Genomic DNA, 15,340 nt, shown 5'->3' on the forward strand with positions numbered 1-15,340 from the left:
GGCACTCGCCGGGGCCCTCGGCACCGAAGTACGATCCGGCCAACGTGCAGGGTTAGCTGGGAGGACGGACGTTGGCGGGGTTGACCGGCGGTGATCCGTCTCTGCTGCGAAGGATCAATTCCGCAGTGGTGCTGCACGCGCTGCGGGCCACCGACTGCGCGACTCTCACCGAGATCACCCGGGTCACCGGGCTGTCCCGGCCGACCGTCGAAGGAGTCGTCGAAGGGCTCATCGAAGCCGGCCTGGTCGTCGAGAAGGCGGCCGAGGAGGGCGCCACCCGGCGGCAGGGTCGGCCGGCGCGGCGGTTCCGGTTCCGGGCCGAGGCCGGGCATCTGCTGGGCCTGGAGATCGGCCCGCACCGCGTCGCCGCGCTCCTGGCCGACCTGGACGGCCGAATACTGGGGGCGCAGGCCAAGGAGGTGGACGAGACGGCCGACGCGGACGAGCGGCTGGAGCGGCTGCGCACCGCCGTCGCCGACCTGCTCCGCCGGGCCGGGGTGGCGCGCAGTTCGCTGCGGGCCGTCGGGGTCGGCACACCCGGCATCGTGGAGGCGGACGGCCGGGTGCGGCTGGGCACCGCGCTGCCCGAGTGGACGGGGCTGCGGCTGGGCGAGCGGCTGAGCCGGTCCTTCAAGTGCCCGGTCCTGGTGGAGAACGACGCCAACGCCGCGGCCGTCGCCGAGCACTGGAAGGGCGCCGCCACCGAGTCCGACGACGTGGTGATGGTGCTGGCCGGGCTGAGTCCGGGCGCCGGTTCACTGATCGGCGGGCGGCTGCACCGGGGGTACGGCGGGGCGGCCGGGGAGATCGGCGCGCTGCACCTGCTGGGCCGGGAGGTGACCCCGGAGACGCTGCTGTCCACCACCGACGAGCCGCTGCACCCGCTGGACGAGCAGGCGGTCGCCGAGGTGTTCGCGCTGGCCCGCAAGGGGGACGCGCGTGCCCGGGCGGCCGTCGACCGGTTCATCCAGCGGCTGGTCCACGACGTGGCCGCGCTGGTGCTGGCACTGGACCCGGAGCTGGTGGTGATCGGCGGCTGGGCGGCGGGCCTGGACGGCGTCCTGGAGCCGCTGCGCCGTGAACTCGCCCGTTACTGTCTGCGGCCGCCCCGGGTGGCTCTCTCCCTGCTCGGCGAGGCGGCGGTGGCGACGGGCGCGCTGCGGCTCGCCCTCGATCATGTGGAGGAGCAGCTGTTCGCGGTGGACAGGACGGTCACCGCACGCCGCTGACCGGCTGACCTGGGCACATGCGTCGCGCCCCGGAAGAGATCCGGGGCGCGACCTGGTCGTGCGGCGCGGCGGCTAGGAGGCCTGCCGCTCGGGGCCGTGGTGGATCTCCACGCCGCCGGTGTCGCCGAAGGTCAGCCGGCAGGTGTCCGCGCGGTAGGTGGCGACGGAGAGCGCGGCGGTGCGGCCGGCGGCGAGGAAGCGGGTGGTGACGACCAGCACCGGGGCGCCGGGGAGACGGTCGAGCTCCTTGGCGTCGTCCGCGCGGGCCGAGCCGAGCTCCACGGCCTGGTCCTGGCCCTCCAGCTCCAGGCGCTGCAGCTCACGCAGGACCGCACGCGCGCGGGGCGCTCCGGACGGCGCGTCGATCGCCGTCAGCTCCGGAACCGAGTCCGCCGGGATGTAGAGCAGCTCGGCGGCGACGGGCTGGCCGTGCGAGACGCGGGAACGGCGCACGATGTGCACGGGCTCCTCCGCGCCGGTCTCCAGGGCGGTCGCGACGGCGGCGGGCGGCACCGCGAGGATGCAGTCCGCGGGCTGCCAGGCGTCGCCGGAGGCGCCCGGCCAGGCGTGCTCGTCGGAGCCCACCGCCACGCCCATGCGCGGGGGCGCGACCGTCGTACCGACACCGCGGCGGCGCTGCAGCCGGCCCTCCAGTTCGAGCTGTTCGAGGGCCTGGCGGAGGGTGGCCCGGGCCACGCCGAAGCGGGCGGCGAGGTCACGCTCGTTGGGCAGGATCTCGCCGACCGAGAACTCCGAGTCCAGTGCCTCACTGAGCACGGTCTTGAGATGCCAGTACTTCGGTTCCGGCACCGATTCCAGCTGCGTGGTCCCCACCCTGTCCTCCGCAATCGCCGTGGTCCGGCGGCGTTTTAGCGCCCTTGTTTATTAAAGGTTGTTGTACTTATCTGCGACCATAGGGCGGCGCACACCCTTGGTCAAGACCAATCGTCGATCCCTTGGCCAACGCATAGAAAGCGGTGCCATACACCGTTCACGAGGCGTTCGCGTGGGGGCGTTTTCGTGACATGGCAGCAAAGCTCCCGTCGCACCGCGAGAACCGCCCGGAACGGGGTGTTCACCCGAACGGCCGCAGACGGCGCCACCCCGTCCTGCCCGACACGCTCCCGCATGTCCGGCGGAATCACGCCGCGCTCCGCGCCCCCGACCCAGAATGATCCGCAGGACGGCACGGCACCCCGTTTTCAACCTGAAGTCACGCAGGGTGCGTTGACGGGTCGGGCCGACGTGCGACACACCCCGTCGGGGACTACCCGCGAGTAGCAATTGCTGACAAGCTGTCTACGGCGTCCGCCGAAGTCCCAGACGAGGAGCCCCCATGTCCGCCACCGTCTCCTTCAAAGTCCCGGCCGCGCACGGCCGGCAGGATGTGACCGTCTCGTACGCGCGCGTGGGCCGCGGCGAGCCGCTGGTCCTCATCCACGGCATAGGGCATCACCGGCAGGCCTGGGACCCCGTGGTGGACATCCTCGCGACCGAGCGGGACGTGATCGCCGTGGACCTGCCCGGCTTCGGCGCCTCCCCGGCCCTTCCCGACGGCCTCGCCTACGACCTGCCGACCACCGGCACCGTGCTCGGCGCCCTGTTCGAGACCCTGGAGCTGGACCGGCCGCACGTGGCGGGCAACTCGCTCGGCGGGCTGCTGGCGCTGGAACTGGGCCGCGAGAAGCTCGTACGGTCCGTCACCGCCCTCTCCCCCGCCGGCTTCTGGTCGCAGGCGGAGCGGCGCTATGCCTTCGGCGTGCTCATCGCCATGCGGCGGATCGCGGAGCGGCTGCCGCTCCCCCTGATCGAGCGGCTGTCCCGGTCGGCCGCCGGGCGGACGGCCCTGACCAGCACCATCTACGCCCGCCCGGCGCGCCGTTCACCCGAGGCCGTGGTCGCGGAGACGCTGGCCCTCGCGCAGGCCAGCGGATTCGCCGAGACCCTGCGGGCGGGCTCCGCCGTCCAGTTCACCGACGACGTCCCCGGCATCCCGGTCACCGTGGGCTGGGGCACCCGGGACATGCTGCTGGTGCGCCGCCAGGGGGTCCGGGCCAAGCAGATCATCCCCAAGGCCCGGCTGGTCCGGCTGCCCGGCTGCGGACACTGCCCGATGAACGACGACCCGGCGCTGGTCGCCCGCGTCATCCTCGACGGCAGCCGCTGACGCACGACCGAGCGCCGACGCGGCGTGGGCACCGGCCGACGGGCGGCTGTCGGCCGACGGCACGGTGCGACGTGGGGCTGGGGCGAACGCGGTCCCCCGGCTGGCAGGGTCGGGCAGAGCGCGGGCCGTCGCCGACCGACGGTCATCGGGGTGGGGGCAGAACAGCGTGGCATCGGTGACTGACGGTCGGCATGACGGTAGGGAGCAGCCGAACACCGACCAGCGGTCGACGCAACGGCACAAGGCACGGGCATCGGTGACCGGCGGTCGGCAGGGACGGTCCACCGGACATCACCGACCAGCGGTCGACAGGACGGCCGCACAACACCCCTCACCGACCAGCGGTCGGCATGACGCCGAAGAGCACCTGGTCAGGTTGAACGGCGGTCAGCGGAGGGGGGCGGAGTGCGGCCGGGCGCCGCCCGGAGGTCGGCGCGGTGGGGCCGACGGGCGGCCGGTGCTGGTTTGCGGCCGAGGTGGGGCAGGGCGCCGGAGCCCAGGGCGACCCCGGCACCCACCAGGACGCCGCCGACGGCCTGGGCGGGGCCGTAGGAACCCGTTCCGACGAGCGGGGCGGTGCACACGGCGGTGAGCGGGACGAGGCCGGTGAAGAGCGTCGCGCGCTCCGTGCCGATCCGCTGCACGCCCATGTACCAGCACACGAAACCGACGACGGTCACCACGGCCGCCTGCCACAGCAGCGCGGCCGTCTCCGTGGCGTCGGGCCGGCGCAGCCACGCCCCGCCGTCGAGCACGGCCCCGGTCACCGCCGCCTCGGCCGCGGCGAGGGCGCACACCGTGGCGGTCAGCAGCCGTGGACCGAGCGCCCGCAGCACCGGTCCGGCGAGCACCGCGAAGCCGACCTCACCGGCCAGGGCGCACACCGAGAAGGCGAGACCGCCGCCATCCGTCCGCCCCCAGCCCTGGACCACGAAGGCGCCGGCCGCGACCAGCAGCGCCCCGTGGAGGACGAGGCGTTGTGGCCGACGGCCGTCCAGAAGCGGGACCAGGACCGCGACCACCACCGGGGCACAGCCGACGAGGACGCCCGGGACCGCCGGTTCCGCGGTGCGCTCGGCGGCGAGGATCGCCAGGTTGAAGCCGACCATCCCGACCGCGGCGAGCAGGGCCGGCCGCAGCCACGCACGCGCCCCCAGCCCGCGCAGCCGCCCGGCCGCACCCCGCCCCACGAACGGCACGAGCAGCAGGCAGGCCAGTCCGTAGCGGAGGAACTGGCCGCCCGCGTAGGGGTAGTGGCCCAGCACGCTGTTGGCGGTGAAGGAGCCGCCGACGAGGACGTAGGCGAGCGCGGTCAGCAGGGCGCCGCGCGTGGTGGTCGCGTTCATGAGGACGACGCTAGGAACCTCGGCGGCCCGGATTAAGGTCCACTTCCATGACGTCATCGGGGACCAATCCGGGCGCCCTGCCGGGTTCCGCCGCGTGGGAGCTGCTGCTGCCGGCCGCCTCCGCGCCGGCACGCGCGCGTGGCCGTTTCCTCCAGGCAGCGCTGCGGGAGGCGATCCGCGCGGGGCGGCTCGCGCCCGGCACCCGGCTGCCGTCCAGCCGCGAGCTGGCCAAGGACCTCGGGGTGTCGCGGGGGCTGGTCACGGAGGCGTACGAGCAGCTGACGGCGGAGGGCTACCTGCGCAGCGGCCGCGGGGCGGGCACCTGGGTGGGCGGTGCCGTGCGGGCGGCGACGCCACGCGCGCGTGATCTCGCGCCGGGCCCGCACGGCGTCCGGGTGGACTTCCTGCCGGGATCACCGGATCTCTCGCTGTTCCCGCGCGCCGCCTGGGCCGCCGCACAGCGCGAGGTGCTGGCGGAGCTGCCGCACCGCGACCTCGGCTATCCGGACCCGCGCGGACTGCCCCGGCTGCGCTCGGCCCTCGCCGAACTGCTGGCCCGGCGCCGGGGCGTGGTCGGCGACCCGGAGCGGATCGTGGTCGTCTCCGGGGTGGCACAGGCGGCGGCGCTGGTCGGTTCCGTGCTGCACGCGCGCGGGATGCGCGAGATCGGCGTGGAGGACCCCGGCAGCCCGCAGCACGACGGCCTGTACGCGGCGGCCGGGCTGCGGACCGTACCGCTGCCCCTGGACGACGAGGGTCTGGCGCCGGGCCCCCTGCACGCGTCGGGCGTCCGCGCGGCGGTGACGACGCCCGCCCACCAGTACCCGACCGGGATCGCCTGCTCCGCCGGGCGCCGCACCCGGCTGCTGGACTGGGCCCGGTCGGTGGACGGGCTGCTCCTGGAGGACGACTACGACGGCGACTTCCGTTACGACCGGGCCCCGGTCGGTGCGCTCCAGGGCCTCGATCCGGAGCGGGTGGCCTACATGGGGTCGGTCAGCAAGTCCCTCGCCCCCGGACTGCGGCTGGGCTGGCTGCTGGTGCCGGAGTTCCTGGCGGACGACGTCGTCGACCGGAAGCGGACCATGGACCTGGGGCATCCTTCCGTCGACCAGGCGGTGTTCGCCCGGTTCCTGGAGCGCGGCGACTACGACCGGCAGCTGCGCCGCTGCCAGCGCGCCTACCGGGAGCGGCGGGACGTCCTGGTCGCCGCCCTGGCCGAGCACTTCTCGCACGCGCGCGTGTCGGGGATCGCGGCAGGGCTGCACGCCATCGCCGAACTGCCCGGACGATACGGGCCGGAGAGCCGCTTCGTAGGGCGGGCGGCTGCGGCCGGGGTCGCGGTGCGTCCGCTGAGCGCGTGCACACACGCGCGGGGCGACGAGTCCGCGGTACGGCTGGTGCTGGGGTACGCGCATCTGCCGGCGGCACGGATCCGGGAAGGGGTGCGGTTGATGGCGGCGGCACTCGACGGGTGACGGCGACACGGCCGGACCCGGACCGATCACGACACGGCCGGACTCGGACCGATGACGACACCGCCGGACCCGGACCGATCACAACACCGCCGGACCCGGACCGATCACAACACCGCCGGACCCGGACCGATCACAACACCGCCGGACCCGGACCGATCACAACACCGCCGGACCCGGACCGATGACGACACCGCCGGACCCGGACCGATGACGACACCGCCGGGTCCCGCAGGGACGACTTCTGCGGGGTCGGGCAGTTGTTCACTTGCGGTTTCCGTGTGCGCTGCGGCGCCCCAGTAGTTGTGGCTGTGCACAACTGGCCGGATCCCGTTCTGGAGGCCCTTCCATGTCCCTTTCGCTCCCCGGCCGCCGCAGCGTGCTGCGCGGCTCGCTCGCCGCGTCGGCGGCCCTGACCCTGCCCACGGCCCTCGGTTCGGCACCGGCGTTCGCGCTGTCCGGGCGCCCCCGCGCGGAGTGGGGCGTGCAGGCGGGTGACGTGACCGCCGACTCCGGCCTGGTGTGGGTCCGTTCGGACCGGCCGGCCCGGATGATCGTGGAAACCTCGGCCACCGAGTCGTTCCGCAACGCCCGCAGCTGGCGCGGCCCGCTGCTCGGCGCGGACAGCGACTTCACCGGCACCACGCGGCTGCACGGGCTGCCGTCCGGCGAGCAGATCCACTACCGGGTGCTGCTCGCCGACCCCGACGATCCGCGCCGCACCGGCGAGCCGGTCACCGGCACCTTCCGTACGGCGTCCGCCCGCCGGCGCCAGGGCGTGAAGTTCGTGTGGTCCGGCGACCTGGCCGGGCAGGGCTGGGGCATCAACGAGTCCATCGGCGGCTACCGCATCTTCGACGCGATGGCGAAGCTGGACCCGGACTTCTTCTTGTGCAGCGGTGACAACATCTACGCCGACGGCGTGATCTCGGCGACCCAGGCGCTGCCCGACGGCAGCCTGTACCGCAATGTCACCTCCGAGGCGAAGTCGCATGTCGCGGTCACGCTGGACGACTTCCGGGGCAACTTCCGCTACAACCTGCTCGACCAGGCGCTGCGCCGGTTCAACGCCCAGGTGCCGAACGTCATCCAGTGGGACGACCACGAGGTCCGCAACAACTGGTACCCGGGCGAGGTCATCGGCACCGGTACCGCCTACCCGGCCGGCACCAGGCTGGACGACATGGCGCTGCGCTCCCGGCAGGCGTTCTCCGAGTACTTCCCGATCTCCACGATCAGCGGCCGGCCGGACGGCCGGATCTACCGCGTCCACCACCACGGCCCGCTCCTGGACGTGTTCGTCCTCGACATGCGGACCTACCGCAACGCCAACTCTCCCGACGACCAGACGACCGACCCGCAGGGCATCCTCGGCGCCGAGCAGCTGAAGTGGCTCAAGCACGAGCTGTCCCGGTCGCGTGCGCTGTGGAAGGTGATCGCCGCGGACATGCCGCTCGGGCTGGTCGTCCCCGACCCGGTCGAGGGCAAGGCGAACTTCGAGGCCGTGGCCCAGGGCGACCCGGGCGCGCCGCTCGGCCGTGAGCTGCAGATCGCGGAGCTGCTGCGGTACATCAAGCACCGGAAGATCACCGGCACCGTCTGGCTGACGGCCGACGTCCACCACACCTCGGCCCAGCACTACGACCCGTCGCGGGCCGCGTTCAAGGACTTCGCGCCGTTCTGGGAGTTCGTCTCCGGCCCGCTCAACGCCGGTGCCTTCCCGGCGAACGCGCTGGACGGCACGTTCGGCCCCGACCGGGTGTTCGTCAAGGCGCCGACCGCCTCGAACGTGTCACCCGCGGAGGGTTACCAGTTCTTCGGCGAGGTCGACATCGACGGCGACAGCGGCGAACTGACGGTGCGTCTGCGCGAGTACGACGGCACCGTGCTGTTCACGCAGACCCTGCAGCCGGGCCGGGTCGGCCAGTAACTCCCGTACGCTTTTCACAGGGCCGCGCACCGGCGTCATCCCCCGGTGCGCGGCCCTGTCGCAGCTCCCGGCGCGGGTTCTTCCGCATCCTCGAACTCACCCTCCCGCAGCGCGTTTTCGCAGGTCAGGCCGATTGTCAGTGGCCGCCTCTACGGTTTTCCCATGACGCGATCCTCACAGGCCGTGGCCTATCGCCAACCCTCCGTGCTGCGCTCCGCCGCCGACGGCCGCCATCTCGGTCTGGAGACCTCCCGAGGGGCGACGCCCACCGGGGTCGAGGACCATCCGCGGTTCTTCGCGGGCTTTCTGACCTCGCCTCAGGTGGCCGCGGCCGGGCTGCTCGCGGTGGCCGACGTGGCGGCCGCGCGGTACTACCAGCCGCAGCTGCGCGCCTCGCTGGACCCGGTGGTGACGGGCAACGGCGACCGGCTGCGCTTCGAGTCCTTCTCCGGCTGCGGCGGGGTGTACGCCAGGCTGGACGTCCTCGGCCCGGGACTGGACGGCGGCGAGGTGGGCCACGGCACGACGAACGTCGACGTCAACAACGCGCTGCGGGAGGCCCTTTCCCGGCTCGGCTCGGACGACCCGCTCCATCTGCGGGTCGGTCCCGAGGAGTTGGCGGTCACCACGCTGGACGGCCCGGTGGTGGAGAAGAAGGTCCCGCTCCCGGACCGCTGGCTGCGCGGCTTCGTCGAGGCACAGGTCATAGCGGCCGGGTTCGAGCTGCGGGCCGAGCTCCCGGCGGACGAGGCAGTGCGGTTCCTGCGCTCGCTCCCCCGCGGCGGCACCGCGCGCCGGGGCTCGGCGGGTCCCTGCTGGGTGGTGCCGGCGGGCCGGGGGCTGCGGCCGACGACCCGTCCGGTGCCGGGCGCGGCGTGCCTGCCGGGACCGGAGCGGCTGGCCGCGCTGCAGCGGGTGCTGCGCCATGCGACGGCCCTGCGCGTCTACGGCCCGCAGGGCGCGCTCGCCGCCTCCGGTACGGCCGCGGCCTGGGAGGTGGTGCTGCCCGGCATGCGGCTCACGCTGACCCTGTCGCCGGACCCGGCCCGGGGGTTCTCCGGCGAGGGCGGCGTCCTGGACGCGCTGGCCACCGACGAGGCCGCCGAGGACGCGGAGCTGATCGCGGTCCTGCTGGCCTGGGAGCCCCGCGTCGACGTTGCCGACCTGGCCGCCTCCGCCGGGCTCACCCCGGAGCGGGTCCGCGCGGCCCTGATCCGCCTCGGCACCTCGGGACGCGTCGGCTACGACACGGCGGAGGCCGCCTACTTCCATCGCGAACTGCCGTACGACGCGGGGCGCGTGGAGCGGCACAACCCCCGGCTGCGGTCGGCCCGGGCGCTGGTGGCCGCGGGCGCGGTGGCCCTGGACGGCGAGCTGGGCACGGTGACGGCCGAGGACGGTCATGTGCACCGGATACGGGATGCGGCGGGGGTGCTGAGCTGCAGTTGTCTGTGGTGGGCGAAGTACCGGGGCGGGCGCGGGCCGTGCAAGCACGCGCTGGCGGTGCGGATGGTGCGGCGGGGGGCCGCGGTGGAGCACGAGATGAATCAGGACCTGGCACAGGACATGGCGGAGATCGGCGGGGGTGCGTGATGAGCGCGGTGCTGGAGGCGGTACGGGCGGGGCGCGTCGGGGAGACGGCCCTCCTGGTGACGAAGTTGACGGATGCCGAACGACGCGCGCTGCTGCCCGGGCTGCAGGCCCTGCGCAAGGAGCTGCGGGCCGCGCCTTGGGAGACCCGGTCCGAGCGCAGCTATCCGGCGCTCCAGGTGGCCGGGGCGATGTGCCACTCGGGAGCCGCGGCGGCCGCGACCTGGATCGCCGGGGCCGACATGCGCTGGCGGCAGGCGCCGGCGGACATGCTGCTGAAGGTGTTGGCGGACCGGGACACCGGCTGGCAGGCCGATGTGGCCCGCCGGCTGGCCGCGCGGCCGGTCTCCGCGGACGTGCCGTTCCTGCTGATGGCGGGACTGGTACGCCGCTCGGGATGCGAGGTGCCGGTGACGGACGCCTATGTGGTCGGCTGGGTCCGCCACATAGGCCGCACCTGGGGGCGTGTCCCCCTCGTCGACCGGCTGCGCGCCGAGCCGGACCTCGCGCCGCTGGTGAACGGCCTGTTCGAGCTCTCCGATCTCGGCGAGGTCCGCTGGCTGTTCGGCGAGGGGCCCGGTTCCTGGCAGAACGCCCTCGCGGAGCTGACCGGCGCGGGCGTGCTGGAGCGCAAGGCCGTGGTCGACGCCTGTGTGGCCCGTCTGCTGCGCGGCGGCGGCCCGACCGACCACCGGGTCTTCCTGCCGCTGCTGGGCCTGCTCGCCCTCACCCGGGAGGAGGTGCGCGAGCGGGTCGCCGACTGGACGGCCCTGGCCCGGGACGCCGCCTCCCCGGTGGCCGCGCACGCCCAGTCGGTCCTCGCCGCCCTCGCCCTCGACGGCGACCTCACCCCGCGGCAGCTCGCCGAGGCCTCCGAAGGGCTGCTGTTCCGCGCCGAGAAGAAGCTGGTGCGCGCCCAGCTGGTGCTGCTCGGCAAGGTGCTCGCGCGCGACGCGACCGCGGCGGCGGAGCTGCTGCCGGCCGTGGCCCAGGCGTTCGGGCACGAGGACACCCAGATGCAGGAGCGGGCGCTGAAGCTGGTGGAGCGGCATGCGGCGCGGCTCGACGGCGAACCTGCGGTTCGGTCCGAAGTCACCGTCGCGGCCGAGCAGTTGAGCCCGGCCCTGCGTGTTCGGGCGGCCGCTGTCCTGGGCATCGCGCCCGGGGCGGAGCCCGAGGCGTACGAGGAGGTGCTGCCGCTGCCCCCGGAGCCGCTCCGGCTCACGGCCCCGCCGGATTCGGCCGTGGAACTCGCCGAGGAGGTCTCGGCCCTGCTGGCGGCCGACGGGGACGGGGACGTGGCCGCGTTCGAGCGGGCGCTGGACGGTCTGGCCCGGCACGCCCACCGCGACCAGGACGCGCTGCGGGAGGCGCTCGAACCGGTGGCGGCCACCCGCTGGTGGCGGCAGCCCGAGTGGCACGGCCGACGGGACGCCGAGGAGCACTTCGCCCATACCCGACGCGGCCTCCTCGGCCCCGAGGGCGGCCTCGAACTGATCCTGGCGACGCTGTACGGGGCCGTGAGCACGGCCACCCTGCTCGCCGGGCTGCAGCACGGTCCGGCCGACCACGAGTGCGCGCGCCACGGGTTCTCCCGGGTCCTCGACGTCCGGCTGCGTGAACTGGCCTACCGGATCCGGACGGACCCGCAGCCGCTGCTGCTGGCCACGCCGTCGTGGAGCACCGGACTCCTGGAGCCGGGCGAGCTCGTCGACCGGCTCGACACCTGCCGTCGCCTCGGCGCCCGGGTGGGCGAGGCCGACTTCGCCCAGGCCCTCCTGCGGGTCCGGCGCGAGGACCGTACGGCGGCCCTGGCCGCCGCCGGGCGCGCGAGCGGCCTCGGCACGCCGGAAGGCGAGCGGCTGGCGCGCTGGCTGTCCGCCGGGGAGCCCGCCCTGCCCGGCTCCGGCCTTCGGACATCGGGTCCGCGCATCCTGATCGAGTCCGGCGAGGTCCGGGAACTCCAGACGGACTTCCCCGAGGCGTTCCGGCGGCTGGGCCGGCCGTTCACGGCGTCCGACGCGGTCCGGTACTGCTACCACTGGGGCCAGGAGAACCACCGGCACTGGCTGGCCACGCTCCCGGAGCTGCGCGAACTCGTCGCCGTACGGCTGGTGCACGACGTCTCCGAGGCCGCCCTGGACGATGAGAGGGGCGGGGCCGCCGCCCTTCCGCTGCTCGCCGAGTCCGGCGGGGTCGCGGGCGAGAGCACGCACCTGTGCGTGGCGTACGGGCTGGGCGCCCGGCATCCGGAGGACCGGCTGGCCGCGGTGGACGCGCTGCTGGTGCTCGCCGGGCGCGGACAGCTCGACACGGAGCGGCTGGGTGCCGACCTCGGCTGGCTGGTCCGGCTCGGTGCGGTGAAGCCGCTGCGGCTGGCGGAGTCGGCCCGGACGGCGGCGGCCACGGGGGCCAACACCACGATATGGGAGATGCTCCGGCACACCCTGCCCGTACTGCTCGCGGACCTCGCGACTGGGGGGACCGCGGGTGCCGCGGGTGCCGCGGGCGCGACCCGTGGGCTCGGGGAGCTGCTCTCGATCGCCGCGGACTGTGCCGAGCGGTCCGGGGCCCGTGGCGAGCTGCCTCATCTCTCGGGGACGGCTGCCCGGCCCGGTTCGGCGCGGCTGGTGGTCCAGGCCCGTCGGCTGCGGGACGCACTGGGCGTGGCGGCGGCCGCCTGAGAGGGGAAGGAATCGGTCATTTCTCAGACCTCGACAACCGGACAAACAGCCACGAAAAGAACGTAAGCATGCTTTACCCATCGGTCACAGAGCGTTTGTGATCACGCAACACCGTTGCTTCACAGTGGCTGCATGAATCGAGACATGTCTGATGTGACACGCGCACGGGACGGACGCCCCGTGCACCACTGGCGACGGGACCTCGTCGAACTCGCCGCCCTGTTCACGGCCGTCGCGGTGGCGGAGGCGGTGGCCAACCTGATCGGGCACGGGCCCGACGGTCCGGCGCTGCTGGTGATCTCGGCGCTGGTGCTGGCGGCCACGGCGGGCTTCCACGTCTGGTGGGCGAGGCGCCCAGGTCACGCACCGCCGGTGACCGATACCGATACCGGCACCCGGCCGGCCGTCACCGAGACACGGCAGGCCGGGACCGGCGCGGACACCTCGGGGGCCGGGGACCGGGCGAGCACGCTGTGGCGGCTGCGGACGACGGTGCGGGACGAGCCCGGTTCGCTGGCGGCGCTGTGCAGCGCGCTCGCCGGGCACCGCGTGGACATCCTGAGCCTGCAGACGCATCCGCTGGGCGACGGCACGGTGGACGAGTTCCTGCTGCGGGCCCCCGGCGAGCTGATCGCCGGCGAGATCACGCGGGCGGTCGCGCTGGCCGGGGGCACGGACACCTGGATCGAGCGGGCCGACGCCCATGATCTGGTGGACGCCCCGACCCGGGTCCTGGGCCTGGCCACCCGCACCGCGCTGGACGCGGCGGAACTTCCGCTGGCCCTCCGGCAGTTGTTGGGGAGGTGCACGATCCGCTCGCTCCCCGCCCACCCGGTCGGCGGGGCCCGGAGCCCCGAGACGGTTCCCGTCGAGGGTGCGCTGGAGGACACCGTGATGCGGCTGCGTGCGCCGGAGGGGGGAGTGATCACCGTGGAGCGGCCGTATCTCCCGTTCACGCCGACGGAGTTCGCGCGGGCGCGGGCATTGGTGGAACTGGACGCCCGGCTCGGACCGCGCATCCCGCGCAGCCAGGACGTGATCGCGTTGCCCGCGGGCGACGCGATCACCGTGCGCCGGGCCGACACCGGTGACCTGGAAGCGGCGAAGGCGATGCACGAGCGCTGCTCGCCGCGGACCCTCGGGCTGCGCTACCACGGCCCGGTCGGGGACGCGGACCGGTACCTGAACCACCTGCTCAGCCCGCGCTTCGGCCGCACGCTGGCCGTGCAGACCGCGTCGGGCCGGATCGTCGGTCTCGGGCATCTGCTGTGGGACGGGGACGAGACGGAGGTGGCGCTGCTCGTGGAGGACGCCTGGCAGCGGCGCGGCATCGGCGGCGAACTGCTGACCCGGCTGGTGGGGATGGCCGTGGAGGCGGGCTGCGAGAGCGTGTACGCGGTGACGCAGGCGTCCAACACGGGGATGGTGGCGGCGATGCGGGCGCTGGGGCTGCCGTTGGATTATCAGATCGAGGAGGGGACGCTGGTCATCACGGCCCGGCTGGCGGCGGAGCCGGGGGACGCCGTGACTGCCGCGGGGTGGCTTTCGAGTGCGGGCGAGTCGGGGAGGGCCGAAGCGCCGTAGTACTCACGGCCGTCCGGCGAGTGCGGGTGCGTGGGGGCTGGTCGCGCCCGCGCGGCGGGGCCGCACATGAATACAGCCCCGCGCCCCTTACGGGGCGCTACCGCTGACGGGGTGCTACAGCACCCCCAGTGCCCGGTCCAGGTCCGCCCACAGATCGTCCACGTCCTCCAGGCCCACCGACAGCCGCAGCAGTCGGTCGCTCACTCCGGCTCTGCGGCGGTCTCCCTCGTCGACGACTCGGTGGCTGATGGACGCCGGGTGCTGGATGAGGGTGTCGACGCTGCCGAGGCTGACGGCGGGGGTGATCAGGCGTACCCGGGAGACGACCTCGTGCGGGTCGTCGTACGCCTCGAAGGCGATCATCGCACCGCCCAGCCGCGGGTAGTGGACGCGGGCGACGCGCGGGTCGGCGGTGAGGCGGTGGGCCAGTTCGGCTGCGGTGGCGGACGCGGCGCGGACCCGGACCGGGAGTGTGGAGAGGCCGCGCAGCAGCAGGTAGCCGGCGAGCGGGTGCAGGACGCCGCCGGTGGCGAACCGTATCTTCCTCAGCTGCCCGGCGAACTCCTCGTTGCAGGCGACCACTCCGCCGAGCACGTCTCCGTGGCCGCCGAGGTACTTCGTGGCGCTGTGCAGCACGAGCCGTGCGCCGAGTTCGGCGGGGCGTTGCAGCACGGGGGTGGCGAAGGTGTTGTCGGCGAGCAGCGGCACCGTGCCGCAGGCGTGGGCGACGGCCCGCAGGTCGAGTTCGGCGAGGGTCGGGTTGGCCGGGGACTCGACCAGCACAAGGCCGGTGTCGGGACGCAGCGCGTCGGTGATCCCGGCCGGGTCGGTCCAGGTGACCTCGGTGCCGAGGAGACCGGCGGTGAGGAGGTGGTCGCTGCAGCCGTACAGGGGCCGTACGGCGACGACATGGCGCAGGCCGGTGGCCGCGCGGGCGAGGAGGACGGCGGACAGGGCGGCCATGCCGCTGGCGAAGGCGACCGCGGACCCGGTGCCCTCCAGGCGGGCCAGGGCGGTCTCGAAGCGGGCGACCGTCGGGTTGCCCAGGCGTCCGTAGACCGGCGGTCCCGCCGGGTCCGCGCCGTCGGTGGCGAAGGCGTCGATGCGGGCGGCCTCGGCACGGCTGTCGTACGACGGGTAGGTGGTGGACAGGTCGATCGGCGGGGCGTGCAGGCCCTGGCGGGCGAGGTCGTCGCGGCCGGCGTGCACGGCCTCGGTGGCCAGGGCGCGCGGTGCGCGGGAGGCGTGGCCGCGGACGGGCGCCGGGTCGTCGTAGGTGCTCGCTGAGTCCATGGCCGTAGGGTGAACATCCGACGGAACAGTTGGCGCGAACGC

The 15,340-nt window shown here is 74.2% G+C and carries 10 protein-coding genes; 7 read left to right on the top strand and 3 right to left on the bottom strand.

Annotated elements, in window-relative coordinates:
- Window positions 1–71 precede the first annotated feature (71 nt).
- A complete protein-coding gene (locus tag SSP29_RS38170) occupies window positions 72–1,229 on the top strand; it encodes an ROK family transcriptional regulator (RefSeq protein WP_089105507.1) in 1,158 nt (385 codons plus the stop codon).
- A gap of 72 nt (window positions 1,230–1,301) precedes the next feature.
- On the opposite strand, the gene SSP29_RS38175 is transcribed toward SSP29_RS38170, so the two are convergent.
- Entirely contained in the window at window positions 1,302–2,063 is a 762-nt protein-coding gene (locus tag SSP29_RS38175; RefSeq protein WP_089105508.1) for a GntR family transcriptional regulator, read from the bottom strand.
- A gap of 502 nt (window positions 2,064–2,565) precedes the next feature.
- Between SSP29_RS38175 and SSP29_RS38180 the strand changes: the two genes are divergently transcribed.
- Entirely contained in the window at window positions 2,566–3,396 is an 831-nt protein-coding gene (locus tag SSP29_RS38180) for an alpha/beta fold hydrolase (RefSeq protein ID WP_089105509.1), read from the top strand.
- 371 nt (window positions 3,397–3,767) lie between these two features.
- Here the strand turns inward: SSP29_RS38180 and SSP29_RS38185 are convergent, their stop codons facing one another.
- A complete protein-coding gene (locus tag SSP29_RS38185; protein ID WP_089105510.1) occupies window positions 3,768–4,742 on the bottom strand; it encodes a DMT family transporter in 975 nt (324 codons plus the stop codon).
- Between the two features lie 47 nt (window positions 4,743–4,789).
- Between SSP29_RS38185 and pdxR the strand changes: the two genes are divergently transcribed.
- The 5 genes from pdxR to SSP29_RS38210 all read left to right on the top strand — a co-directional run bounded on the left by pdxR (window position 4,790) and on the right by SSP29_RS38210 (window position 14,005).
- Window positions 4,790–6,220, top strand: coding sequence for a MocR-like pyridoxine biosynthesis transcription factor PdxR (gene pdxR, locus SSP29_RS38190; protein ID WP_089105511.1), 1,431 nt, complete (start codon window positions 4,790–4,792; stop codon window positions 6,218–6,220).
- A 346-nt stretch (window positions 6,221–6,566) separates the two neighbouring features.
- Entirely contained in the window at window positions 6,567–8,147 is a 1,581-nt protein-coding gene (locus SSP29_RS38195) for an alkaline phosphatase D family protein (RefSeq protein WP_089105512.1), read from the top strand.
- A 162-nt stretch (window positions 8,148–8,309) separates the two neighbouring features.
- The gene (locus SSP29_RS38200; protein ID WP_089105513.1) at window positions 8,310–9,740 is read left to right on the top strand and encodes an SWIM zinc finger family protein; all 1,431 of its coding nucleotides are present in this window, start codon (window positions 8,310–8,312) and stop codon (window positions 9,738–9,740) included.
- A complete protein-coding gene (locus SSP29_RS38205; RefSeq protein ID WP_089105514.1) occupies window positions 9,740–12,421 on the top strand; it encodes a DUF6493 family protein in 2,682 nt (893 codons plus the stop codon). The genes SSP29_RS38200 and SSP29_RS38205 overlap by 1 nt, the downstream gene beginning before the upstream one ends.
- A 144-nt stretch (window positions 12,422–12,565) precedes the next feature.
- Window positions 12,566–14,005 (top strand): GNAT family N-acetyltransferase, encoded by a 1,440-nt coding sequence (locus SSP29_RS38210; protein ID WP_245883467.1) that lies wholly within the window; start codon window positions 12,566–12,568, stop codon window positions 14,003–14,005.
- Window positions 14,006–14,119: 114 nt separating this feature from the next.
- On the opposite strand, the gene SSP29_RS38215 is transcribed toward SSP29_RS38210, so the two are convergent.
- Window positions 14,120–15,298, bottom strand: a complete 1,179-nt coding sequence (locus SSP29_RS38215; protein WP_089105516.1) for a trans-sulfuration enzyme family protein — start codon at window positions 15,296–15,298, stop codon at window positions 14,120–14,122.
- Window positions 15,299–15,340 lie beyond the last annotated feature (42 nt).

This window comes from Streptomyces hyaluromycini (assembly GCF_002217755.1).
GTDB classification, from domain to species: Bacteria; Actinomycetota; Actinomycetes; order Streptomycetales; family Streptomycetaceae; genus Streptomyces; species Streptomyces hyaluromycini.

Bases quoted from the DNA above. Each gene is read 5' to 3' on its own strand.
- SSP29_RS38180 (WP_089105509.1), top strand. From the start codon at position 2,566: ATGTCCGCCACCGTCTCCTTCAAAGTCCCGGCCGCGCACGGCCGGCAG.
- SSP29_RS38185 (WP_089105510.1), bottom strand. From the start codon at position 4,742: ATGAACGCGACCACCACGCGCGGCGCCCTGCTGACCGCGCTCGCCTAC.
- pdxR (WP_089105511.1), top strand. From the start codon at position 4,790: ATGACGTCATCGGGGACCAATCCGGGCGCCCTGCCGGGTTCCGCCGCG.
- SSP29_RS38195 (WP_089105512.1), top strand. From the start codon at position 6,567: ATGTCCCTTTCGCTCCCCGGCCGCCGCAGCGTGCTGCGCGGCTCGCTC.
- SSP29_RS38200 (WP_089105513.1), top strand. From the start codon at position 8,310: ATGACGCGATCCTCACAGGCCGTGGCCTATCGCCAACCCTCCGTGCTG.
- SSP29_RS38205 (WP_089105514.1), top strand. From the start codon at position 9,740: ATGAGCGCGGTGCTGGAGGCGGTACGGGCGGGGCGCGTCGGGGAGACG.
- SSP29_RS38210 (WP_245883467.1), top strand. From the start codon at position 12,566: ATGTCTGATGTGACACGCGCACGGGACGGACGCCCCGTGCACCACTGG.
- SSP29_RS38215 (WP_089105516.1), bottom strand. From the start codon at position 15,298: ATGGACTCAGCGAGCACCTACGACGACCCGGCGCCCGTCCGCGGCCAC.